Consider the following 23,240-nt stretch of genomic DNA (forward strand, 5'->3'; position numbering starts at 1 on the left):
TTTCGGTGCTTTCGGTGCTTTCGGTGCTTTCGGTGCTTTCGGTGCTTTCGGTGCTTTCGGTGCTTTCGGTGCTTTCGGTGCTTTCGGTACGGTCAACGCACTCACGCGCTCAGCGCAAACGGCACGTTCAGTACATTGCGCGCGGCCCGTACGTTCCTCGCTGTCGGCACGCTGAGAGCAGCCAGCAGCCGGCCCGTTCAACGCACCTCGGTCACGCCCTTCCCTTTATTCACAATCGTCAGCGCCGACGCGATCATCGAACTCATGTCCGCGAGATTGCCCGGCACGATCAGCGTGGTGCCCTGCTTCGCCAGATTGCCGAACGCGTTCACGTATTGTTCGGCCACCTTGAGGTTCACCGCTTCCATCCCGCCGTTCGATTGAATCGCCGCGGCGATCTTCTGAATCGCCTGCGAGTTGGCCTCGGCCACGGCCAGAATCGCCGACGCCTGACCTTGCGCCTGATTGATCGCCGCCTGCCGCTCGCCTTCGGACTTCTGGATCGCCGCCTCACGGCCGCCGGACGCGATGTTGATCTGCTCCTGCTTGCGCCCTTCCGAAGCGGCGATCAGCGCGCGCTTTTCGCGCTCGGCGGTGATCTGCGCCTGCATCGCGTGGAGAATTTCCTTGGGCGGCGTCAGGTCCTTGATCTCATAGCGCAGCACCTTCACACCCCAGTTCGTCGCGGCTTGATCGAGCGACGACACGATGCTGTGGTTGATGAAGTCGCGCTCCTCAAAGGTCTTGTCGAGTTCGAGCTTGCCGATCACCGAGCGCAGCGTGGTCTGCGACAACTGCGTGATCGCGAACACGAAGTTGCTCGACCCGTATGACGCCTTCATGGGATCAGTGACCTGAAAGTACAGCACGCCGTCCACCTGCAACTGCGTGTTGTCGCGCGTGATACAGACCTGGCTCGGCACTTCGAGCGGAATTTCCTTGAGGATGTGCTTATAAGCGATCCGGTCGACGAACGGAAACGCGAAGCTCAAACCCGGTGTGAGCGTACGGTGATAGCGACCGAGCCGCTCCAGCACCCACGCATGCTGCTGCGGCACGATCTTGATGATCTGCGCCGCCAGTACGATCACGATGATCAGAAGCACCGCCCCGACGATGGTCGAATCCATTACTGCCCTCCGGTCCGTAGTTCGAATAGTTGTGTGTGATGCGCGTGTGACGCGATGGTGCTCAGGCCGTGGTGGCCCGAGTGTTTGAATGACGCGCCGCCACCACGACGAGGCAGCTGCCGCGCAACTCCGTGATTTCGTAGAGCGGCGCGTCTTCCGGCTCGCCCGCGGCCAGTTCCACGTCCCATGCCGCGCCGCGATAATCGGCGCGCGCCCGCCGCTCGTGCCACGCCGGCACGGCGAGCGTTTGACCGATGTCCAGATTGACGTCCGGGTTGCGCGACGCCTCCTTGCGCGTTCTGCGGCCGAACCGCGAACGCCTGAGCAGCAGCACCGCGGCCAGCGCCACCACGGCCGCGACGGCGAACTGCACGTCGGCTGCGGCGCCCGCGAGATGCGCGAGCGCGGCCGCGACACAGCCCAATGCGATCATCAGCAGATAGAAAGTGCCGCTGAGCAACTCCAGCACGACCAGCACACCCGCCCCGATCCACCAGAACAATCCACCTGGCGCCACGTCGACCTCCACAAAGCAAAACACCCCGGATCTACCGGGGTGTTTATAGCACGAAGCAAGCGCGTTTAACGGGCGATACAGCACGGTTTCACGTGCATTCGACGCGCGCTTGACCTACCGCATCGCACGTTATGCATGCCGCTTAGGAAGCGGCATGCCATTCGCCTTATTGCTTCGCCGATTTCGCCAGTTGCTGCCACGTCTCGACGATCGTGTCAGGGTTCAGCGAGATCGACTTGATGCCTTCATCGGTCAGCCATTGCGCGAAGTCCGGATGATCCGACGGGCCCTGGCCGCAAATGCCGACGTACTTATCCAGTCGCAGACACGTGTCGATCGCGCGTTTCAACAGGAACTTGACCGCCGGATCGCGTTCGTCGAAATCCACCGCCAGCAGTTCCATGCCGGAGTCGCGGTCGAGGCCGAGCGTGAGCTGCGTCAGGTCGTTCGAGCCGATCGAAAAACCGTCGAAGAATTGCAGGAATTCTTCAGCGAGAATCGCGTTCGACGGCACTTCGCACATCATGATCAGGCGCAGACCGTTCTCGCCGCGCTTCAGGCCGTACTTGGCCAGCAGCCCGACCACGCGTTCCGCCTGCTTCAGCGTACGCACGAACGGCACCATGATCTCGACGTTGTCGAGGCCCATCTCTTCGCGCACCTTCTTCAGCGCGATGCATTCCATCTGGAACGCTTCGGCGAAATCGTCGGCGATGTAGCGCGACGCGCCACGGAAGCCCAGCATCGGGTTTTCTTCGTCCGGCTCGTAACGCGAACCGCCGATCAGCTTCTTGTACTCGTTCGACTTGAAGTCCGATAGACGCACGATCACGGGCTTCGGATAGAACGCCGCCGCGATCGTGGCGATACCTTCGGTCAGCTTGTCGACGTAGAACGCGCGCGGCGAGGCGTGCCCGCGAGCGACGCTTTCCACGGCCTTCTTCAGGTCCTGATCGATGTTCGGGTACTCGAGAATCGCCTTCGGGTGAACGCCGATGTTGTTGTTGATGATGAACTCGAGCCGCGCCAGACCCACGCCTGCGTTCGGCAGTTGCGAGAAGTCGAAGGCCAGTTGCGGATTGCCCACGTTCATCATGATCTTCACCGGAATCGGCGGCAGTTCGCCGCGCTGCACTTCGGTGATTTCGGTTTCGAGCAGGCCGTCGTAGATCCTGCCTTCGTCGCCTTCCGCGCACGATACCGTGACCAGCGCGCCTTCCTTCAACACGTCGGTCGCGTCGCCGCAGCCGACCACCGCCGGCACGCCCAGCTCACGCGCGATAATCGCCGCGTGGCAGGTACGCCCGCCGCGATTCGTGACGATTGCCGACGCGCGCTTCATGACCGGTTCCCAGTTCGGGTCGGTCATGTCGGCGACCAGCACGTCGCCCGGCTGCACACGGTCCATTTCCGACGGATCGTGAATCACGCGCACCGGACCCGCGCCGATCTTCTGACCGATTGCGCGGCCGGTAGCCAGCACGTTCGATTGACCCTTCAGCTTGAAGCGTTGCTCGGCCTTGCCTGCCGCCTGGCTCTTCACCGTTTCCGGGCGCGCCTGCAGAATGAAGATCTTGCCGTCGCGGCCGTCTTTGCCCCACTCGATGTCCATCGGACGCTCGTAGTGCTTTTCGATGATGACGGCGTATTTGGCCAGTTCGATCACGTCTTCGTCCGTGATCGAGAAGCGGTTGCGCTGCTCGTGCGCCACGTCGACGGTCTTCACGCGGCCTTCTTCGCCCGCCTTGGTGAATTCCATCTTGATCAGCTTCGAGCCGATCGAACGGCGGATGATCGGGTACTTGCCTTGCGCGAGCGTGGTCTTGTAGACGTAGAACTCGTCCGGATTCACCGCGCCTTGCACCACGGTTTCGCCGAGACCGTAGCTCGACGTGATGAAGACAGCGTCCTTGAAGCCCGATTCGGTGTCCAGCGTGAACATCACGCCGGCCGCGCCGACGTCCGAGCGCACCATGCGCTGCACACCCGCCGACAACGCGACTTCAGCGTGAGTGAAGCCCTTGTGGACGCGATAGGAAATAGCGCGGTCGTTGTACAGCGACGCGAACACGTGCTTCATACGATCGAGCACGTCTTCGACGCCGACCACGTTGAGGTAGCTTTCCTGCTGACCCGCGAACGATGCGTCAGGCAAGTCTTCTGCCGTGGCCGACGACCGCACGGCGAACGACAGCTCTTCAGGCGAGCTGTTTTGCAGGGTGTCGAAGCCCGCGCGGATATCCGCCTCAAGTTGCGGCTGGAACGGCGCGTCGACGATCCATTGACGGATCTCCTTGCCCGCTTCGGCGAGCGACTTCACGTCGTCGACGTCGAGCGTTTCGAGACGTTTGGCAATGCGTTCGGTCAGGTTGTTGTGATGCAGGAAGTCGCGGAAAGCCAGCGCCGTGGTGGCGAAACCGGTCGGCACGCGCACGCCGGCTTCGGCGAGTTGACTGATCATCTCGCCAAGCGACGCGTTCTTGCCACCGACGATTTCCACGTCGGTCATCCGCAACTGCTCAAACGGAACTACATACGCCTTATCCTTTGCGACGGTAACTGCGTTAGTCATACAAGCCCCTAAGTGTGAAAGAAATTCACGGCTGTGCAAGTGGGCTCGAACGCGAGACGCCCATTGGGAGCGTGACCTCGCGTCTTGCACAACCTGTTGGAGAAGCAATCGCTGCAAATTGCCCGATGCGCGACGAAGAAGGCGAATGGACGAATTTACCGATCGATCCACCACGTTCCCGGCAACTTAACGACTAAAATACCGGCCAAAAGCGAGGCGTTGAACGACCGTTCGCGGTAAGTTAGACGCCAATCGCCTGCAATTGCTTATCCAACAGGTTGCCGCTATTCTACCGTGCCGACTCTCGAAATGTGACAGTCGGACGAGAATTGCGCCTCGAATCGCGCCCCGGACCGGCCAACGGGCTTTTGCGAGGCCCCTCCGCCATCCGGGTGCGGTTGCGGTGCCCACGGCGCGCTGCATGAACGCCGCTGCGGTTTCCGGTTAGCCACCGGGCAGCGCCGTCCAAACAGCGATGTTTCATTCGAGCGCTTTTTTTCGCTCACGTTCCCCAGCCCCACTGATGCCGCCCACCGTATTCATCGTCTCCGACGGTACCGGGATCACTGCCGAAACCTTCGCGCATTCGATCCTCTCCCAGTTCGACCAGAAATTCCGCCTGGTTCGCGTGCCTTTCGTCGACTCGACGGAAAAGGCCTACGCCACGCTTGAAAAGATCAACGAAGCGATCGTGCAGGACGGCCGCCGTCCGATCGTTTTCACGACGCTGGTGGACAGCGCGTCGAATCAGATCGTCAAAGGCTCGAATGCGCTCGTGCTGGACATGTTTCAGACCTTCGTCGAGCCGCTCGAGCAGGAACTGGAACTGAAGTCGAGCCACGCGATGGGCCGCGGCCACCAGAACGCGGACACCGAGGAGTACAAGAACCGGATCGAGGCGATCAATTTTTCGCTCGCTCACGACGACGGCCAATCGAACCGCAATCTGGCCGACGCCGACGTGATTCTGGTCGGCGTGTCGCGCAGCGGCAAGACGCCGACGAGCCTCTATCTGGCCATGCAGTACGGGGTGAAAGCGGCCAACTATCCGCTGATTCCGGAAGATTTCGAACGCGGCAAATTGCCCACGCCGTTGCTGGCGCATCGGCAGAAGATGTTCGGTTTGTCGATCGATCCGCAGCGGCTTTCGGAGATTCGCAACGAACGCCGGCCCGGCAGCAAGTACGCCGCGCCGGAAAATTGCCGTTATGAGATCAACGAAGCCGAAGCGATGATGCGGCGTGAAGGGATCAAGTGGTTGTCGTCGACGCACAAGTCGATCGAAGAGATCGCGACGACGATTCTGCAGGAAATCAAGCTGGACAGGCCTTCGTATTGAGCCTGTGCGCATGGGTCGCGCGGGCCCGGCGGTCTTGAACACGGGCACGCGCGAGAACATGCGTGGTGTCGAGGCGCGGCGTAAGCGCGATCCAAGCCCGGCAACCTGAAACAACAGACTCGCGCGCAAACGAACGCCTGAGCGCGCACGCCTCCTGCGTCAACTACGGCCGCGCTGCTGCCGGCACTGCTCGAATACGCACACGGCCGCCGCGGCCGCCACATTCAGCGATTCCATGCCGCCCGGTTGGGGAATCGTCACCCGCAACGAGACTGCGTCGCGCCAGATCTGCGAGACGCCCGCCCCTTCGTTGCCGAACACCCACGCAAGCGGGCCGCTCAGGTCGCAATCGTAGATCGCCTCGGCGCCGTGCGAATCCGTGATCACAATCGGCACCGCGAGGCGCTCGATCAGCGCCTGTGCTTCCACGTCCTCGTGAATCTGCAGCAGGAAGTGCGCGCCCATGCCCGAACGCAGGACTTTCGACGACCACGCGTACGCCGTACCCGGCGCGCAGAACACCTGCTGAATGCCGGCAGCCGCCGCGCTGCGCAGAATCGAACCGACATTGCCCGCGTCCTGTACGCCGTCGAGCACGAGGCAGGTTTGCGCGACCGTGTCGGGCAGCGGCGTATCGAGCTTTTCAACCAGCAGCAGAATGCCGACGCCGTGCACGACATTCGACAACTGCCCGAACAACGCATCCGGCAGCGTCACGACACGATGATCTTCGATGCGCGAAACGATCGCCTGCGCTTCGTCGTGGCGCAGCGCGCCGTCGGTGACGATGCACATTTCCGGTTGCCCGGCGACGTCGAGATAGGCGCTCGCGAGGTGAAACCCTTCGAGCAGCGCGTGGCCGCTCTTGCGCTGTTGGTGCGTCGAGCCGGCCAATGCCTTCAGGCGCTTGTAGAGCGGATTGTCCCGCGAGGTGATGGCTTTCACAGGCAGCGAAGAAGGCAGTGAGAATGAGGAAAGGGTTGGTCACACGCGGCGCTCATGAGGCGCCCGTGTGAAGCTCAGGCGGCGCTGCCGCGTTCGCCGAAGGCGTCGTCGTCGAACATTACTTCGGACACGACGATCACTTCACCGGCCGGCAGCGGCACGCCCGTGCCCAGGCGCAGATGCGCCTCACGCACCGGCGCGAACGAACGCCGATGATGCTCGCAAGGTCCATGCTCGCGCAACGCCTTGAGATGCTGCGGCGTGCCGTAACCGGCATGCGCGTTGAACCCGTAGACGGGATGCGTCTGATGCAATTCGAGCAGCATCCGGTCGCGCGTGACCTTGGCGAGAATCGACGCCGCCGAAATGCTTTTGACGAGCGCGTCGCCGCCGATCACTGCTTCGCTGCGCACGCTCAGCGTCGGACAGCGATTGCCGTCGATCTTGACGAGCGTCGGCACGACGGACAGGCCTTCGACGGCACGCTTCATAGCCAGCATGGTGGCGTGCAGGATATTCAGAGAATCGATTTCTTCGACGGTTGCCGAAGCGATGCAGTAAGCGAGCGCCCGGTCGACGATCTTGTCGTACAGTTCGTCGCGCTTTTTCGCGGTCAACACTTTGGAATCGTCGAGGCCGCGAATCATCGGCCTGGACGGGTCGAAAATCACCGCCGCGGCCACGACCGGGCCGGCCAACGGGCCGCGCCCTGCTTCGTCGACGCCGCAGACGATGTCATCCGGCGTCTCGAAGTTCAGGCCGACCTGTTGCGCCGACGCTCCTGCGACGGTTTTACGGCGCGGCGCGCGTGACACGGTCACGGCCGCCCCTTCCGCTTTTCGATGACGCTCGCCACGACTTCCGCCGCACGCTGCGCGGTGTTCTGCTTCAGCACGTGATGCATCTCCGTGAAGATTTCCGTCAGCGTGCGCCGGTTGGTCTCGTCGCGCAACTGTTTCAGCGTGGCTTCGGCCAGCGCCTGCGGCGTGGCGAAGTGTTGCAGGATCTCCGGCACCACGAAGCGCCCCGCCAGGATGTTCGGCAGCCCGACATACGGCAGATAGCCCTGGCGGCGCATGATCTGGCCAGTCAGCCAGGGCACCTTGTACGAGATCACCATCGGTTTTTTCAGCAGCGCGGCTTCGAGCGTCACGGTGCCGCTCTTCACGAGGATCGCGTCGGCCGCGGTCATGGCGAGTTGCGCCTGGCCCTCGGTAATCGTCAGCGCGAGGCCGGGGTGCGAATCGACCAGCGGCCGCAGCATCTCGCGCAACGCCGGCGTGGCCGCCGGCATCACGAAGCGCAGATTCGGCTCCTGGTGCTGCATCATTTCCATCGCGGCGAAGAACGTCGGGCCGATCAGATCGATCTCCGAGCGCCGGCTGCCCGGCAGCACCGCGATGATCGGACCGTCTTCCGCGAGACCCAGTGTTCGGCGTGCGCCCAGCGTGTCCGGCACGAGCGGAATTTCGTCAGCGAGCGGATGGCCCACGTACGCCGCCGCGACGCCCGCTTTTTCCAGCAGCGCCGTTTCGAACGGGAACACGCACAGCATGTGGTCGACCGCCTTGGCGATCTTCTTGATGCGGCCGCCGCGCCACGCCCAGATGGACGGACACACGAAGTGAACGGTTGGAATCCCGGCCTCGCGCAACGGATGCTCGAGCCCGAAATTGAAATCGGGCGCATCCACGCCGACGAACACCGACGGCGGTTCAGCCAGCAACTGCCGCTTCAGTTCGTTGCGAATGCCGAGAATGCCGGGAATATGCTTCAGCGCCTCGACGTAGCCGCGCACCGAAAGCTTTTCCATCGGAAAGTGGGCGTCGAAGCCCGTGGCGATCATGCGTGGGCCGCCGATCCCGTAGTACTGGGTGCCGGCGGGCAGGCGGCTCGTGAGGCCGTCGAGCAGCGAGGCCGCCAGCAGGTCGCCGGACGGCTCGCCGGCCACCATCGCGACACGCAATGGACTGGGTTGCAATGCCATCGCTTAGCGGATGATGCCGCGTTGCGACGCTTCGACAAACGCGAGCAGCGTCTGCACCGGCGCATCGCCGTCGCCGCCCGCGGTCGCGAGTTCGCGCAACTGCACCTTCGCTTCTTCAAGCGACAGGCCGTTCTTGTACAGCACGCGATACGCCGCGCGCAACGCCGAGATCGCGTCCGGCGAGAAACCGCGGCGGCGCAGGCCTTCGACGTTGATGCCGTGCGGCTCGGCCTTGTTACCGGCGGCGATCACGAACGGCGGAATATCCTGCACCAGCGCCGAAGCGCCGCCCAGCATGGAATGCGCGCCGATGCGCACGAACTGATGCACGCCCGACATGCCGCCGACGATCGCATGGTCGCCGATCGTGACGTGACCGGCCATCTGCGCGTTGCTCGACAGAATGACGTTGCTGCCGACGTGGCAATCGTGCCCGATGTGCACATACGCCATGATCCAGTTGTCGTCGCCGAGCGTGGTGACGCCCGCGTCCTGCATCGTGCCGGTGTGGATCGTGGTGAATTCGCGGATCGTGTTGCGGTTGCCGATCACGAGCCGGGTCGGCTCGTCCTTGTACTTCATGTCCTGCGGACGGCCGCCGACCGATGCGTAGTGGCCGATCCGGTTGTCTTCGCCGAGCGTGGTGTGACCTTCGATCACGCTGTGCGAACCGACCGTGGTCCGTGCGCCGATCGTCACATGCGCGCCGATCACGGCATATGGACCGACTTCGACGGATTCGTCGAGTTGTGCGCCCGGTTCGACGATCGCAGTGGGATGAATCCTGCTCATGCGTCCTCGCTTCTGATTCTGTTGCGTTGTCTGGATGGGCATCTGGCGGGAGGTCAGCGCGCGCGTAATGTCGCCGACCGCCCGGACGCTGGCTTAAGCGCCTCGCGCTCAAGTGCGTTTAAGCGTCCTTGTCCGTGTGCCGCACCGCGCACATCAGGTCGGCTTCCGCCGCGACCACGCCATCCACTTCGGCGCGCGCCTTGAACTTCCAGATGCCGCGCATGTGACGCTCGAACGTGCAGTTCAGGATCAACTGATCGCCCGGTTCCACCACGCGCTTGAAGCGCGCGTTGTCGATGCCGACGAACAGGTACAGCGTGTTCGACGGGTCGCTCGGCTCTTCCGAAAACGTCAGCAGGGCCGCCGTTTGCGCGAGTGCTTCGAGAATCAGCACGCCCGGCATCACCGGACGCGTCGGGAAGTGACCCTGGAAATACGGTTCGTTGATCGACACGTTCTTCAACGCTTTGATGCACTTGTGCGGCTCGAGTTCGAGCACCCGGTCGACTAGCAGGATCGGGTAACGATGTGGCAGCAGCGTGAGAATCTTATGAATGTCGAGATTGATTTTTTCGGTGCTCATGGTGTTTCTGCTCACGCATTGACTGCGCGGTGATGACTGCGGATGCTGGTGCAGGTGGATTGGTAAAGCATGCTGCCGGCGCTCGCCGTGACCCGGCGGCCGCGCCACCCGGTCACGGCAACCGACTTTGCTTCCTGATGCTTGCCCGCCATTTTACGCGGTGCCGGCGGGTTGCCCGGCGAAATGCTGAGTCTGCTGAGTCAATTGCCCTGCGAGCTACTCTGATGTTCAGCTTTTGCTGCCCGCGGGATTGCTTGCCGCGCCGTCCTGCTTCTCAGCCGCGGCGTTTTCAAGCGCCTTGATACGATCGCGGAGTTTGTCGATATTGCGCAGCAACGCCGCGCTCTTGTTCCAGTCTGCATGGTTCACGGCCGGGAAGGCACTGGTGTACATACCAGGCTTGAGCAGCGACTTCGAGACGCCCGACTTCGCGGTGACGATCACATAGTCGGCCAGCGTGACGTGCCCGGCGATCCCGACCGCGCCGCCGATCATGCAATGGCGGCCAATGGTCGTGCTGCCGGCGATGCCCGCGCAGCCAGCAATCACCGTATAAGCGCCGACCTTGCAGTTGTGGCCGATCTGCACCAGGTTGTCGATCTTCACGCACTCTTCGATGATCGTGTCCGCCATGGCGCCACGGTCGATGGTGGTGTTCGCGCCGATTTCGACGTCTGCCGCGATCGACACACCGCCGACCTGCGGAATCTTCACCCAGCTGCCGGTACGCGCCTCACCTTCGCCGACAAAATCCGGCGCGAAGCCGAAACCGTCCGAGCCGATCACCGCGCCCGCGTGCACGATCACGCGCTCGGCGAGCTTGCAACCGTGGTACACCGCGACATTGGGATAAAGATGCGAGCCCGCGCCAATGCGCGTGCCACGGCCGATCACGACATTGGCGTCGAGCCGCACGTTCTCGCCGATCACCGCGCCCGCTTCCACCGTGACGTGCGGGCCGATCACCGCGCTCGCGGCGATCTGCGCGGACGGGTCGATGGTCGCGCTCGGATGCACGCCGGGCGCCGCCTTGGGCGTAGCGAGATCGATGAAGGTTTGCGCGACGCGTGCGAAGAAAGCGTACGGATTCGGCGTGACGATGAAGTTACGATTCTCGCGGGAAGCGAGCTTGGCGAGGTCGTCGGCGTTGATCAACACCGCGCCCGCACGGGTCGTTTCGACCTGCGACAGGTACTTCGGATTGGCGAGGAACGCCAGCTGGTCCGGGCCTGCCTGGTCGAGCGGCGCGAGACTGCCGACGCGCTGCGAACCGTCTCCGACTACTTCACCGCCGAACCGCTGGACGATGTCCTCGAGCGTAAATGCCATGCCTATCCTGTCTCCTGTGTCGATGGTGACTGCGCTCAGTCCACCGCGCCTGATTGACTATCGGGCCCTTCGGCCCGGCACCCGCATTCAGTTACCCGATGCCGCCAAAGCCTTGAGCACCTGATCGGTAATATCGATGCGCGGGCTCACGTACACCGCTTCCTGGACGATCAGGTCGTAGTGCTGCGCCTCGGCGATCTGCTTGATCACCTTGTTGGCGCGATCGAGCACCGCCGCCAGTTCTTCATTGCGGCGCTGATTCAGATCCTCGCGAAACTCGCGTTGCTTGCGCTGGAAGTCCGTGTCCAGTTGTGACAGATCGCGCTGCTTCTGCGCGCGGTCGGCGGGCGACATGGACGCGCCGTTTTTGTCGAGCGAATCGGACATCGACTTCAGCTTCTGCGCCATGTCGGCAAGGTCCTTGTCACGCTTGGCGAACTCGGCCTCGAGCTTGACCTGCGCGGCCTTCGCGGCAGCGGATTCGCGCAGGATGCGGTCGGAGTTCACCGCCGCGATCCTCGCCTCCTGCCCATGCGCGACCCCGACACCCAAGGTCATTGCCAGCGCCAGTGCGCACGCCACACGTTTCGAAAACATACCGGTTAGCAAAGTCATCCTCTCGATACTGTAGTTTGGCCGGGCCGGCCGCCGGGCGCCTTCCGCCGCCCGATCAGAATGCCGTCCCAATCTGGAACTGGAATTTCTGATACTGGTCGCCAGTGTGCTTCGTGAGCGGGAAGCCCAGGCTGAGCTTGAGCGGGCCGATCGGCGAGATCCACGCCAGACCGACACCATAGCCGTAACGCAGGCCGTTGGCGCCGATACTGTTGCCTTCCGTGCCCCACACGTTACCGGCGTCGAGGAACGTGAAGACACGCAACGTGCGGTCGTAGCCCGTGCCCGGCAGCGGGAACGTCAATTCGACGTTACCCACCAGCAGCTTCGAGCCGCCGATCGGGTCGTTCGTCTTGGCGTCGCGCGGACCCAGCGAGCTCGGCTCGTAGCCCCGCACCGAACCGATACCGCCCGCATAGTAGTTCTTGAAAATCGGATAAGGCTTGCCGCCGAGACCGTTACCGTAACCGCCCTGGAAGTTGAAGCCCAGCACGAACCCACGCGCAAACGAGTAATAGTACTGCGCGTTGATGTCGGCCTTGTAGTACTGCGTACCGCCGATCGGCGTACCGTATTCGGCGTTCGCCTGGGTGAAGTAGCCACGGCTCGGCACCAGCGCGCTGTCACGCGCGTCGCGCGACCAGCCCACCGTGATCGGCACGTTGTTCGACACGCGGCCGAATTCATTCACGTAGTCGATGTAGCTCTGCGGCGTGTTCGCGTCGACATCCAGCTGGTTCTGCTCGAGGCCGGCACCGAAGTACACCGTATCGACTTCCGAGAACGGAATACCGAATTTCAGATCGCCCCCGATCGTGACGATCTTGAAGCTCGAATCCGTCGAGTAGTACAGCGGCTGGTACGTGCGGTAGTAGACGTCGGTAATACGCTTGATACCGTCGACCGTGAAGTACGGGTCGACCTGCGTGACCGTCAACGTACGGTACGTCTTGGCGGTATTCACGTTCACCGAGAGACTCGTGCCCGAACCGAACACGTTGTCTTGCGACACGCCGGCCGAGAGCACCACCTTGTCGGTCGACGAGAAGCCCGCACCCAGCGTGATCGCGCCGGTCGGTTTTTCGGCCACCTTGACGTCCACATCGACCTGGTCCGGCGTGCCTTCCACGGGCACCGTGGTCACGTCGACATCAGTGAAGTAGCCGAGACGGTTGATCCGGTCTTTCGACAGCGCGAGGCGGTTCGAATCGAACCACGAGCTTTCGAGCTGGCGCATTTCGCGGCGCACCACTTCGTCACGCGTACGCGTATTGCCGACCACGTTGATACGGCGCACGTAGACGCGGCGGCTCGGGTCCACCTGCAGCGTCAGGTCGACCTTATGGTTGGCCTGATCGATCTGCGGCTGCGCGTTGACCGTGGCGAACGCATAGCCGTATTCGCCCAGCTTGTCGACGATAGCCTTGGTGGTGGCCTGCAGCTTTTCAGCCGAGAAGCGGTCGCCCGGTTTGATCTTGATGAGCTTGGCCAGCTCCGGCTCGCGGTCGAGCAGATTGCCCGCCAGCTTGATATTCGAAATCGTGTACGGCTCGCCTTCGTGCAGCGTGACCGTCAGATACATGTCCTTCTTGTCCGGCGTGATCGACACCTGGGTCGACTCGATATTGAACTCGAGGTAGCCGCGATTCAGGTAATACGAGCGAACGTTTTCGAGGTCGCCGGTGAGCTTGTCTTTCGCGTACAGGTCGTTCTTCGTGTACCACGAGAACCAGTTCGGCGTGGACAGCTGCATTTCGTCGCGCAGCGTGCCCGTGCTGAACGCCTTGTTGCCGATGAAGTTGATCTGGCGGATCTTCGCGCTCGGACCTTCGGCCACCGAGAACAGCACCGAGACGCGATTGCGGTCGATCGGCGTGATCGTGGTGGTGACTTCAGCGGCGTAGTAGCCGCGCGTAAGGTACTGACGCTTCAGTTCCTGCTCGGCCTTGTCGACCAGCGCCTTGTCGTAATAACGGCCTTGCGACAAACCCACGGCGCGCAGCGCCTTGGTCAGGTTTTCCTTGTCGAACTCATGAATGCCGGCAAAGTCGATCGTGCCGATGGCCGGACGTTCCAGCACCTGCACGATGACGACGTTGCCTTCGGTCGCGATCTTGACGTCGTTGAAGAAGCCCGTGGCATACAGGGCGCGAATGGCCTCCGATGCCTTGTCGTCGCTGAAGGTGTCGCCTTGCTTGATGGGCAGATAGGCGAACACGGTACCAGGTTCGACGCGTTGCAATCCCTCGATCCGGATGTCTTGCACCACGAAGGGCGTCGTTGCGTGAGCAACCAGCCCATGCGCGGCGAATGCCGCGGCTATAACCGTCTTTGGAACAAAGCGATGAGGTTTAAACAACGTGCTTCCCCAGTGTGTATAGCTGCATCAGGTCGGGCGGTCGCCATCGTGAACGCCGCCGAACACTTTAAAAATGGATTAAACGAGCCAGATCGTTGAACAGCGCGATCGCCGACAATGCGACGATGCAGGCGAGACCCGCCCTCTGAAAAACGAGTTGCCAGCGATCGGAGACAACTTTACCGGTCACAGCTTCAACCAAATAATATAACAGATGACCCCCGTCCAATACCGGAATTGGTAACAGGTTCAGTACACCAAGGCTAATACTGACAAGGGCCAGGAACGACAGGAATGCAGAAGGACCTAGACGTGCGCTCTTTCCTGCGTAATCCGCGATCGTCACCGGACCAGAAAGATTTTTCAGCGACGCCTCGCCTACGATCATCCTGCCGAACATGCGCACCGAGTAAACCGCAAGATCCCACGTGCGGCGCGCACCCAACTGGAGGCTTTCAATCGGTCCGTAATGCACGTCGATCGACGGCACCTGCGTGGCCAGTTCCGCGCCGATGCGGCCGATCTGCTGCCCGGTCGTGTCATCGCGCTGGGCCTGCGGCACGATGTTCACGTCTTCGAGCTTGCCCGCCGCCTTACCGCCGCGCTCGACCTGCAGCGTCACCGCTTTGCCGGCGTGCGATTTTACATAAGCGATGAAGGCCGTGGCGTTATCGGTAGGAATACCGTCGACGGCACGCAGACGATCGCCCGCGGCGAGACCCGCTTTTTGCGCCGCGCTACCCGGCTGCACACCCGCGACCGTCAGCTTGCCACCACCCGGTTCGAAACCGAGATGCGACATGAAGTCGTCGTCGACATCTTTTTCGGTAAGGCCGCGCAGATCGAGCTGAAAATCCGAAGTGCCGTGCGCGTCTTTCGCGCTCAGCACGACGCGCTTGTGATCGAATGCCGCACCCAGCAATTTCCAGCGCAGGTCCGACCACGAGCGCACCGGTTCGGATTCGCCGGCGTTCTCGGCACGCACGGCAACGATCGTTTCACCGCCGTCGAAACCGGCAACAGCCGCGGGCGTATTCGGAGCCGGCGCCGCGATCACCGCCGCCGGCTCCGTCACGCCGGTGGCGAAGACGAGTGCGAACAGCACGATGGCCAGCAGGAAGTTCGCGACCGGACCGGCCGCGACAATCGCAAAACGGCGCCACACGGACTGCCGGTTGAACGCATGCGGCAATGCTTCGGCGGGAATCGGCTCAGCGCCCGTTTCGCGCTCGTCGAGCATCTTCACGTAACCGCCGAGCGGCAGCGCGGCAATGGTCCATTCGGTGCCCGTCTTCGGACTTACCCACTGGAACAGCGGCTTGCCGAAGCCGATCGAAAAGCGCAGCACCTTGACGCCGCACAGGCGTGCCACGCTGTAATGCCCATATTCGTGGACGACCACGAGTACGCCAATCGCGACCGCGAAGGCGAGCAGTTCGATCAGCAGGTTCATGAGCGCCTCACTGGACGGCGCGTTCCGTGCGACGGGCGCCGTCGGGCAGACGCGCGATGAATTCGGCAGCGGCGCGGCGCGCGGCGGTATCGGCTTCGATCACGTCTTCGAGCGCGTGTGCGCTGCGGTTCGGCAATGCGTTGAGCACCGAGTCGACCACCTGGGCGATCGCCATGAAACCGATCTGGCGCGCGAGGAACGCTTCAACCGCGATTTCGTTCGCGGCGTTCAGTGCCGCGCTTGCCAGGCCGCCTTCGGCCAGCGCCTTCACTGCCAGTGCAAGACACGGAAAGCGAGTGTAATCCGGCTTTTCGAACGAGAGCGAGGCGACCTGCAGCAGATCGAGTTGCGCCACGCCCGAATCGATGCGATCCGGAAACGCCAGCGCATGCGCGATCGGCGTGCGCATGTCGGGATTGCCGAGCTGGGCGAGCACCGAGCCGTCGGCGTAGGACACCATCGAGTGAATCACGCTTTGCGGGTGAATCAGCACCTCGATGCGCTCGCCCGGCAGACCGAACAGCCAGTGCGCCTCGATCACTTCGAGGCCCTTGTTCATCATGGTGGCCGAGTCGACCGAAATCTTGCGGCCCATGACCCAGTTCGGATGCTTACAGGCTTCGTCCGGCGTGACGTCGACGAGCGTGGCCGGTTCGCGCGTGCGGAACGGGCCGCCCGACGCGGTCAGAATGATCTTGGAGACGCCGCCGTGCAGCGCGGCTTCGCGCGGCAGGCATTGGAAAATTGCGTTGTGTTCGCTGTCGACCGGCAGCAGCACGGCGCCGTTGTCGCGCACCGCATCCATGAAGATCGCGCCGGACATGACCAGCGCTTCCTTGTTGGCAAGCAGGATGCGCTTGCCGGCGCGCGCGGCGGCAAGACTCGGCGCAAGGCCGGCCGCGCCGACGATCGCCGCTACCACCGTATCGCAGCCGTCGCTCTTCGACACATCGACAAGCGCCTGCGGTCCGTACGTGACCTCGGTCTTGCAACCCGCCTCGCGCAGTTTCGCCGCGACGCTCGCGGCCGTATCGGCGTCGCCGACCACCGCGACTTCAGGCCGAAAGCGCAGGCATTGCTCGACGAGCTTGTCGCCGTTGCGATGCGCGGTGAGCGCATAAACCGAAAAACGCTCGGGATGACGCGCGACGACGTCGAGCGTGCTGTCTCCAATCGAGCCCGTGGAACCGAGCAATGTCAGACGTTTTTGCATATCTCTTTCTCTAGCCGAGCAGCAGCATGGCAAGCGGCAGCACCGGCAACAAGGCATCGATGCGGTCGAGCACGCCGCCGTGCCCCGGCAACAGGCCGCTTGAATCTTTCACACCGGCCTGGCGTTTCATCATCGATTCGAACAGGTCGCCCACCACGCTGAATGCCACCAGCAAGGTCAGCGCGAGCAGCGTGCGCACGGCGCCCCAATGCGCCAGCAGCGCAGAATACAGGGTCGGCTCGAACGCATGCAAATAGACCGCCGCCGCCGCGACGATCATCACCACCAGCCAGCCGCCGATCGCGCCCTCCCAAGTCTTACCCGGACTGATGGCAGGCGCCAGCTTGTGTTTTCCGAACGCTTTTCCGGAGAAGTATGCGCCGATATCGGCCAGCCATACCAATAGCAGCAGCGACAGCACGAACGGCACGCCCTGCATGCGCGCGGCGACGAGAGCATGCCAGCACGCGACGAATACCACAATGCCGGCAAGAAACAGGAAGGGACGCCAGGCGCCCTGCGCGAGCGTGGGTTTGCGCAGCAGCACGAACGGGCCGGCGATCACCCAGAAAATGGCAGCCGCTTCAAAGAGCGGTCTGGCTGGTTCGATGCCGGTACCGAGACGCGTGCTGGCCACCAGCGCCACCGCGGCGATCAGCGCGTAAATCACGGGGCCCGCGCCGCCCAGCTTGAGCAGGCGCGCCCACTCCCACGCGGCGAACACGACGACAAAAGCGATCAGCGCGCCGAACGCGCCCACCGGCGCGAACAACGTGACCGGCAGGAACACTGCCAGCAGGATGATCGCCGTGATGACACGGGTTTTTAGCATGGAAGCGAATCGACGTTTTGCGATTGCGGCTCGAGTTGAGCACTGGTGCGGCCGAAGCGGCGTTCGCGCTCCGCGTACGAAGCGATGGCGTGGCCGAGCGCGTCGGCGTCGAAATCCGGCCAGAACGTGTCGGTGAAGTAGAACTCGGTGTAGGCGAGCTGCCACAGCAGGAAGTTGCTGACGCGGCGCTCGCCGCCGGTGCGGATGAAGAGGTCCGGCTCCGGCGCATAAGCCATGGAGAGGTGTTCGGCGAACGAGTCTTCGGTCACCTCGACCGCCTTGCCCGCCAGCGCCGACTGCTCGGCGAGCTTGCGGGTGGCCTGCATGATGTCCCAGCGGCCGCCGTAGTTCGCGGCGATGGTGAGCGTGAGACGGGTGTTGCGCGCGGTCTTGGTCTCCGCGCGCTTGATCAGATCACGGATGCGCGTATCGAAGCGGGCCAGGTCGCCCACCACGCGCAAGCGGATGCCGTTCGCATGCAGCTTGCCGATCTCGCGCTCCAGCGCGGTCACGAACAGGCGCATCAGGAACGAGACTTCCTCGTTCGGACGGCGCCAGTTTTCCGAGCTGAAGGCGAACAGCGTCAGATATTCGACACCCTGACGGGCGCACGCCTCGACGGCCGCACGCACCGCGTCGACGCCGCGCGTATGGCCCGCCACGCGCGGCAAGCGCCGCTGGGTGGCCCAACGGCCGTTGCCGTCCATGATGATCGCGATATGTCGCGGCACCGCGGCGACATCAGGCACGCGCACGGTTGAGCTGGTATAGGTCATGGCCGTCGGGACAGTGACTGCAAATAAAAGAAGTGGGGAACGTGAGCAGCTGAGCCGGCCGGCCTCAGACCGTCATGATCTCGGCTTCTTTCGTCACGACGAGCTTGTCGATTTCGGCGACGAACTTGTCCGTCAGCTTCTGAACGTCGTCACCCGCGCGACGCTCGTCGTCTTCCGAAATTTCCTTGTCTTTCACGAGCTTCTTCAGCTGCTCGTTGGCGTCGCGGCGCAGGTTACGCACTGCCACCTTGGCCGTTTCCGCTTCGCTCTTGACCACTTTGGTCAGTTCGCGGCGGCGTTCTTCGGTCAGCGCGGGCATCGGCACGCGGATCACGTCGCCTTGCGTGGCCGGGTTCAAACCCAGGTCCGATTCGCGGATCGCCTTTTCGACGACCTGCACCATCTTCTTTTCCCACGGCTGCACGCCGATCGTGCGTGCGTCGATCAGCGTCAGATTCGCGACTTGCGAAATCGGCACCGGCGAACCGTAGTAATCGCACTGGATGTGATCGAGCAGGCCCGTGTGCGCACGGCCCGTGCGGATCTTCGACAGGTCGTTCTTGAACGCGTCGATGGAGCGCTGCATCTTTTGTTCAGCGCCCTTCCTGATATCAGCCACAGACATTTTTAAACCTCCGAACCTTCAAAACGGTGCGAGCCGGCCAGCGCGCGCAAGATGCGGCGGCCCGGGCTCGCGCTAAAGCCCACGTTATGTGAACGAGAGTTTACACGTGGACGAGGGTACCCTCGTCGTCGCCTTGTACGATGCGCTTGAGCGCGCCCGGTTTGACGATCGAAAACACCCGGATCGGCAGCTTCTGGTCGCGGCACAGCGCGAATGCCGTGGCGTCCATCACCTGCAGATTGCGGCCGATCGCCTCGTCGAAGCTGATCGTGGTGTAACGCGTCGCGCTCGGGTCTTTCTTCGGGTCGGCGGAATAAACGCCGTCTACCTTGGTTGCTTTCAGCACGACTTCCGCGCCGATTTCCGAGCCGCGCAAGGCGGCGGCCGTGTCGGTCGTGAAGAACGGGTTGCCGGTGCCGGCCGCGAAAATCACGACTTTGCCTTCTTCAAGCTGGCGAATCGCGCGGGGCCGGATGTACGGTTCGACCACCTGGTCCATGCGCAGCGCCGATTGCACGCGCGCCTCGATGCCGGCGTGGCGCATGGCATCCTGCAGCGCCAGCGCGTTCATCATGGTGGCCAGCATGCCCATGTAGTCGGCCGTGGCGCGATCCATACCCGCTGCGCCGCCCGCCACGCCGCGGAAAATATTGCCGCCGCCGATCACTACGGCCAACTGCGTTCCGAGACGGACCACTTCGGCCACGTCCGCCACCATTCGTTCGATGGTCGCGCGATTGATGCCAAAGGCATCGTCGCCCATCAGAGCTTCACCGGAGAGTTTGAGCAGGACGCGTTTATAGGCAGTGGGCATAGGGGTATCCAGATCGCGCAGAACAGGGCAACAACAAGGGACTAATGTAGGGGTGAAATGCTGATTCGGGCAAGCGTCGCCAAATTGACGAACCCTGGGGTCCGCCAGCGGCGGCTGCGCCACGAGGGTCAACCCGCGTGCAGCCTTGCGGCGCTGCCGACCGCGGCAAAGTGTTGCTCCGCCGCGGGTCCAACGATACAACAGTGATGCTTAGGTAAAACTTATTGTTGCTTTGCAGCAGCGACTTGAGCGGCCACTTCAGCTGCGAAGTCGTCCTGCTTCTTCTCGATGCCTTCGCCGACCACGAACAGCGCGAACTTCTGCACGCTCGAGTTGCCGGCCTTCAGCATCTGTTCGATCGTCTGCTTGTCGTTCTTAACAAACGTCTGGTTCAACAGCGACACTTCCTTCAGGTACTTCTGCACGCTGCCGTCGACCATCTTGGCGACGATTTCAGCCGGCTTGCCCGATTCGGCGGCCTTCTGTTCAGCAATGCTGCGTTCCTTGGCGATCAGATCCGCCGGCACGTCGTCCGACGACAGCGACACCGGCTTCATCGCGGCGATGTGCATTGCCACGTCCTTGCCGACCTGCTCGTCCGCGCCGGTGTACTCGACCAGCACGCCGATGCGCGTGCCGTGCAGGTACGCTGCCAGCTTGTTCGAGGTTTCAAAACGCACGAAACGGCGGATCGACAGGTTTTCACCGATTTTGCCGACCAGCGCCAGACGCACTGCGTCGACCGTCGAGCCGTCCAGCGGCAGGGCCGCCAGAGCGGTGACGTCAGCCGGGTTTTGCGTGGCGACCAGTTCAGCGACCTTCTTCGAGAAACCCAGGAAGTCGTCGTTCTTCGAAACGAAGTCGGTTTCGCAGTTCAGTTCGACCAGCGAACCCGCATTGCCGCCAATGAACGAGGCGACCACGCCTTCAGCCGTCACGCGCGACGCTGCCTTGCTGGCCTTGTTGCCCAGCTTCACGCGCAGCAGCTCTTCAGCGCGCGCCATGTCGCCGTCGGCTTCCGTCAGCGCCTTCTTGCATTCCATCATCGGCGCGTCGGTCTTTGCGCGCAGTTCTGCAACCATGCTTGCGGTAATTGCCGCCATCATTTGCTCCTTGAGTTCCGTCTGTCACACGCCGCCCGGACTTCGATGCCGGCGGCAAGAATTCGTTTCAGCATTCCGCGTATTTTTTACGGAGAACGCCTTGAGCGCTGGTTCGGACACTGCCGGCAGCGCTCCACTACAATGTCGCGGCTTAAAAAAAGGGGGCCTGTAGAAAGCCCCCTTTTTTGCCGGACACGGGGCAGCTTTACGCTTCCGAGTTGACCTCGACGAACTCGTCGCCGTCGCCACCACGTGCAGCTTGCACCACTTCGTTGACCGCGTTCGCACGGCCTTCGACGATCGCGTCAGCCACGCCAGCCGTGTACAGAGCGACAGCCTTCGAGGCGTCGTCGTTACCCGGGATCACGTAGTCGATGCCTTCCGGCGAGTGGTTCGTATCGACCACGGCGATGACCGGAATGCCGAGCTTGTTCGCTTCGGTCACGGCAATCTTGTGGTAGCCGACGTCGACCACGAAAATCGCGTCCGGAATGCCGCCCATGTCTTTCACGCCGCCGATCGACTTGACCAGCTTGGCCATTTCACGTTCGAACAGGAGCGCTTCTTTCTTGCTCATGCGTTCGGTTTCGCCTGCTTCCAGCGCTGCTTCCATGTCCTTCAGGCGCTTGATCGAGACCTTCAGCGTCTTGAAGTTGGTCAGCATGCCGCCGAGCCAGCGCGCGTTGACGAACGGCATGCCAGCGCGTTGTGCCTCTTCAGCGATCGTGTCGCGCGATTGACGCTTCGTGCCGACGAACAGGATGGTGCCGCGATTGGCTGCCAGTTGACGCGCGTACTTCAGCGCGTCGTTGTACATCGGCAGCGTCTTTTCGAGGTTGATAATGTGAATCTTGTTGCGATGACCGAAAATGAAGGGGGCCATCTTCGGGTTCCAGAAGCGCGTTTGGTGACCGAAGTGGACACCGGCTTCCAGCATTTGACGCATGGTAACTGCCATGAAAATCTCCGCGAGGGTTGGGTCTTAAGCCGGCTGCCGTATCGGCCGCGCTGCCATCTCTCTGGCTGAACGCGGCGGACACCCTGGGTGCGCCGGCTTGCGAGTCTGCTGCGTGGTGCTGCCTTTTATTGCCTTTTTATGCTTCTGCTTCCGCTTCTGCATAACCTCTTAGCGCAAGCAACCGGCGCTATGAGAAGCCATTCCTGCCGCTTTTTTGCCCGCATGGACAAATAATGCAAGACAGAGATCGACTTAGCCAAAGATTATAGCACGCGACTATTGCACGACTCAACCTGCCCGGTAGCCCTGTTTGTGGCCGGCGGGTTGCACCCGCGAGAACGCCGGCCGCCTTGCACAAGCCCGCATCGGACTCTGTGAAAGCCGCCGGCCCGGTCGCAAAAGCCTGCGGCGGCGGAAATATGGTGCGATAATCTCGCAATAAATCGCATTTCAGGCCCGACTCATGGCTATTACGCTCAAAAACGAACACGATATCGCGCAGATGCGCGTCGCCTGCAAACTGGCAAGCGAAGTGCTCGACTACATTACTCCGTTCGTCACCGCCGGCATCACGACCGGCGAACTCGATCGTCTGTGTCACGAATATATGCTGAAGGAACAGGGCACGGTTCCGGCGCCGCTGAACTATCAGCCGCCCGGTTACCCGCCCTACCCGAAGGCCACCTGCATTTCCGTCAACGACGTGATCTGCCACGGCATCCCTGGCGACAAGACGCTGAAGAACGGCGACGCGCTCAATATCGACGTCACCGTCATCAAGGAAGGCTATTTCGGCGACACCAGCCGCATGTTCATCGTCGGCGAAGGCTCGATCATGGCCAAACGCCTCGTGCAGACCACCTTCGAATGCATGTGGCTGGGCATCGACCAGGTGCGCCCGGGCGCCCATCTCGGCGATATCGGCTACGCGATCCAGAAACACGCGGAAGGCCAGGGCTACAGCGTGGTGCGCGAATACTGCGGCCACGGCATCGGCACGGTATTCCACGAAGACCCGCAGATCCTGCACTACGGCCGTCCCGGCACCGGGCTCGAACTGCAAACCGGCATGATCTTCACGATCGAACCGATGATCAACGCCGGCCGCCGCGACATTCGCACCATGCCGGACCAGTGGACCGTCAAGACCAAAGACCGCAGCCTGTCGGCGCAGTGGGAACATACCGTCCTCGTCACCGAAACCGGCTACGACGTGCTGACCGTATCCGCCGGCACGCCCGCGCGCCCGCCGATCGTCGCGGCGACAGCCTGACCGACTTCCCACCTCTGCGCCTCCC

At 62.5% G+C, this 23,240-nt stretch carries 21 protein-coding genes; 2 read left to right on the top strand and 19 right to left on the bottom strand.

From position 1 onward, the window contains the following. Nucleotides 1–197: 197 nt before the first annotated feature. The 3 genes from PQR54_RS04485 to ppsA all read right to left on the bottom strand — a co-directional run bounded on the left by PQR54_RS04485 (nucleotide 198) and on the right by ppsA (nucleotide 4,219). Nucleotides 198–1,130, bottom strand: coding sequence for an SPFH domain-containing protein (locus PQR54_RS04485; RefSeq protein WP_408244258.1), 933 nt, complete (start codon nucleotides 1,128–1,130; stop codon nucleotides 198–200). A 61-nt stretch (nucleotides 1,131–1,191) separates the two neighbouring features. After that, nucleotides 1,192–1,647 (bottom strand): NfeD family protein, encoded by a 456-nt coding sequence (locus tag PQR54_RS04490; protein WP_408244259.1) that lies wholly within the window; start codon nucleotides 1,645–1,647, stop codon nucleotides 1,192–1,194. A 166-nt stretch (nucleotides 1,648–1,813) separates the two neighbouring features. Continuing rightward, a complete protein-coding gene (gene ppsA / locus PQR54_RS04495; RefSeq protein ID WP_408244260.1) occupies nucleotides 1,814–4,219 on the bottom strand; it encodes a phosphoenolpyruvate synthase in 2,406 nt (801 codons plus the stop codon). 523 nt (nucleotides 4,220–4,742) lie between these two features. Between ppsA and ppsR the strand changes: the two genes are divergently transcribed. Further along, nucleotides 4,743–5,558 carry a posphoenolpyruvate synthetase regulatory kinase/phosphorylase PpsR gene (gene ppsR, locus PQR54_RS04500; protein ID WP_012433432.1) on the top strand — a complete coding sequence of 272 codons (816 nt, stop codon included), beginning with the start codon at nucleotides 4,743–4,745 and terminating at the stop codon, nucleotides 5,556–5,558. Nucleotides 5,559–5,717: 159 nt separating this feature from the next. Here ppsR and PQR54_RS04505 read toward each other — a convergent pair whose 3' ends face one another. The 16 genes from PQR54_RS04505 to rpsB form a co-directional block, all read right to left on the bottom strand. Next, nucleotides 5,718–6,503 carry a TrmH family RNA methyltransferase gene (locus tag PQR54_RS04505; protein WP_408244261.1) on the bottom strand — a complete coding sequence of 262 codons (786 nt, stop codon included), beginning with the start codon at nucleotides 6,501–6,503 and terminating at the stop codon, nucleotides 5,718–5,720. Nucleotides 6,504–6,577: 74 nt separating this feature from the next. Beyond that, nucleotides 6,578–7,324, bottom strand: a complete 747-nt coding sequence (gene rnhB / locus PQR54_RS04510; protein ID WP_408244262.1) for a ribonuclease HII — start codon at nucleotides 7,322–7,324, stop codon at nucleotides 6,578–6,580. Next, on the bottom strand, nucleotides 7,321–8,490 hold the full coding sequence (lpxB, locus tag PQR54_RS04515; protein ID WP_408244263.1) for a lipid-A-disaccharide synthase: 1,170 nt from the start codon (nucleotides 8,488–8,490) through the stop codon (nucleotides 7,321–7,323). Before lpxB ends, rnhB begins: the two co-directional genes overlap by 4 nt. A gap of 3 nt (nucleotides 8,491–8,493) precedes the next feature. Continuing rightward, nucleotides 8,494–9,282: an acyl-ACP--UDP-N-acetylglucosamine O-acyltransferase gene (lpxA, locus tag PQR54_RS04520; protein WP_012433436.1), complete on the bottom strand. Its 789-nt coding sequence runs from the start codon at nucleotides 9,280–9,282 to the stop codon at nucleotides 8,494–8,496. Between the two features lie 118 nt (nucleotides 9,283–9,400). After that, nucleotides 9,401–9,865 carry a 3-hydroxyacyl-ACP dehydratase FabZ gene (gene fabZ / locus PQR54_RS04525; protein ID WP_012433437.1) on the bottom strand — a complete coding sequence of 155 codons (465 nt, stop codon included), beginning with the start codon at nucleotides 9,863–9,865 and terminating at the stop codon, nucleotides 9,401–9,403. Nucleotides 9,866–10,093: 228 nt separating this feature from the next. Further along, nucleotides 10,094–11,194 (bottom strand): UDP-3-O-(3-hydroxymyristoyl)glucosamine N-acyltransferase, encoded by a 1,101-nt coding sequence (lpxD, locus tag PQR54_RS04530; protein WP_408244264.1) that lies wholly within the window; start codon nucleotides 11,192–11,194, stop codon nucleotides 10,094–10,096. Between the two features lie 87 nt (nucleotides 11,195–11,281). Beyond that, entirely contained in the window at nucleotides 11,282–11,803 is a 522-nt protein-coding gene (locus tag PQR54_RS04535; protein WP_181916899.1) for an OmpH/Skp family outer membrane protein, read from the bottom strand. Nucleotides 11,804–11,864: 61 nt separating this feature from the next. Continuing rightward, nucleotides 11,865–14,168, bottom strand: a complete 2,304-nt coding sequence (bamA, locus tag PQR54_RS04540; RefSeq protein WP_408244265.1) for an outer membrane protein assembly factor BamA — start codon at nucleotides 14,166–14,168, stop codon at nucleotides 11,865–11,867. A gap of 67 nt (nucleotides 14,169–14,235) precedes the next feature. Beyond that, nucleotides 14,236–15,621 carry an RIP metalloprotease RseP gene (gene rseP, locus PQR54_RS04545; protein WP_408244266.1) on the bottom strand — a complete coding sequence of 462 codons (1,386 nt, stop codon included), beginning with the start codon at nucleotides 15,619–15,621 and terminating at the stop codon, nucleotides 14,236–14,238. A 7-nt stretch (nucleotides 15,622–15,628) separates the two neighbouring features. After that, the gene (locus PQR54_RS04550) at nucleotides 15,629–16,834 is read right to left on the bottom strand and encodes a 1-deoxy-D-xylulose-5-phosphate reductoisomerase (RefSeq protein WP_408244267.1); all 1,206 of its coding nucleotides are present in this window, start codon (nucleotides 16,832–16,834) and stop codon (nucleotides 15,629–15,631) included. 10 nt (nucleotides 16,835–16,844) lie between these two features. Beyond that, nucleotides 16,845–17,666: a phosphatidate cytidylyltransferase gene (locus PQR54_RS04555; protein ID WP_408244268.1), complete on the bottom strand. Its 822-nt coding sequence runs from the start codon at nucleotides 17,664–17,666 to the stop codon at nucleotides 16,845–16,847. After that, on the bottom strand, nucleotides 17,660–18,442 hold the full coding sequence (uppS, locus tag PQR54_RS04560) for a polyprenyl diphosphate synthase (RefSeq protein WP_106279635.1): 783 nt from the start codon (nucleotides 18,440–18,442) through the stop codon (nucleotides 17,660–17,662). The genes PQR54_RS04555 and uppS overlap by 7 nt, the downstream gene beginning before the upstream one ends. A 64-nt stretch (nucleotides 18,443–18,506) precedes the next feature. Continuing rightward, nucleotides 18,507–19,067 carry a ribosome recycling factor gene (gene frr, locus PQR54_RS04565; RefSeq protein ID WP_012433445.1) on the bottom strand — a complete coding sequence of 187 codons (561 nt, stop codon included), beginning with the start codon at nucleotides 19,065–19,067 and terminating at the stop codon, nucleotides 18,507–18,509. Between the two features lie 100 nt (nucleotides 19,068–19,167). Next, nucleotides 19,168–19,881 (bottom strand): UMP kinase, encoded by a 714-nt coding sequence (pyrH, locus tag PQR54_RS04570; protein ID WP_012433446.1) that lies wholly within the window; start codon nucleotides 19,879–19,881, stop codon nucleotides 19,168–19,170. 221 nt (nucleotides 19,882–20,102) lie between these two features. Then, nucleotides 20,103–20,984, bottom strand: coding sequence for a translation elongation factor Ts (tsf, locus tag PQR54_RS04575; protein WP_408244991.1), 882 nt, complete (start codon nucleotides 20,982–20,984; stop codon nucleotides 20,103–20,105). A 205-nt stretch (nucleotides 20,985–21,189) separates the two neighbouring features. Beyond that, complete coding sequence (gene rpsB / locus PQR54_RS04580) at nucleotides 21,190–21,942, bottom strand: 30S ribosomal protein S2 (protein WP_012433448.1); 753 nt, start codon at nucleotides 21,940–21,942, stop codon at nucleotides 21,190–21,192. A 463-nt stretch (nucleotides 21,943–22,405) separates the two neighbouring features. On the opposite strand from rpsB, the gene map reads away from it, so the two are divergent. Beyond that, nucleotides 22,406–23,215: a type I methionyl aminopeptidase gene (map, locus tag PQR54_RS04585; RefSeq protein WP_106313373.1), complete on the top strand. Its 810-nt coding sequence runs from the start codon at nucleotides 22,406–22,408 to the stop codon at nucleotides 23,213–23,215. Nucleotides 23,216–23,240 lie beyond the last annotated feature (25 nt).

This window comes from Paraburkholderia phytofirmans (genome assembly GCF_046028095.1).
Taxonomy (GTDB): domain Bacteria; phylum Pseudomonadota; class Gammaproteobacteria; order Burkholderiales; family Burkholderiaceae; genus Paraburkholderia; species Paraburkholderia phytofirmans_A.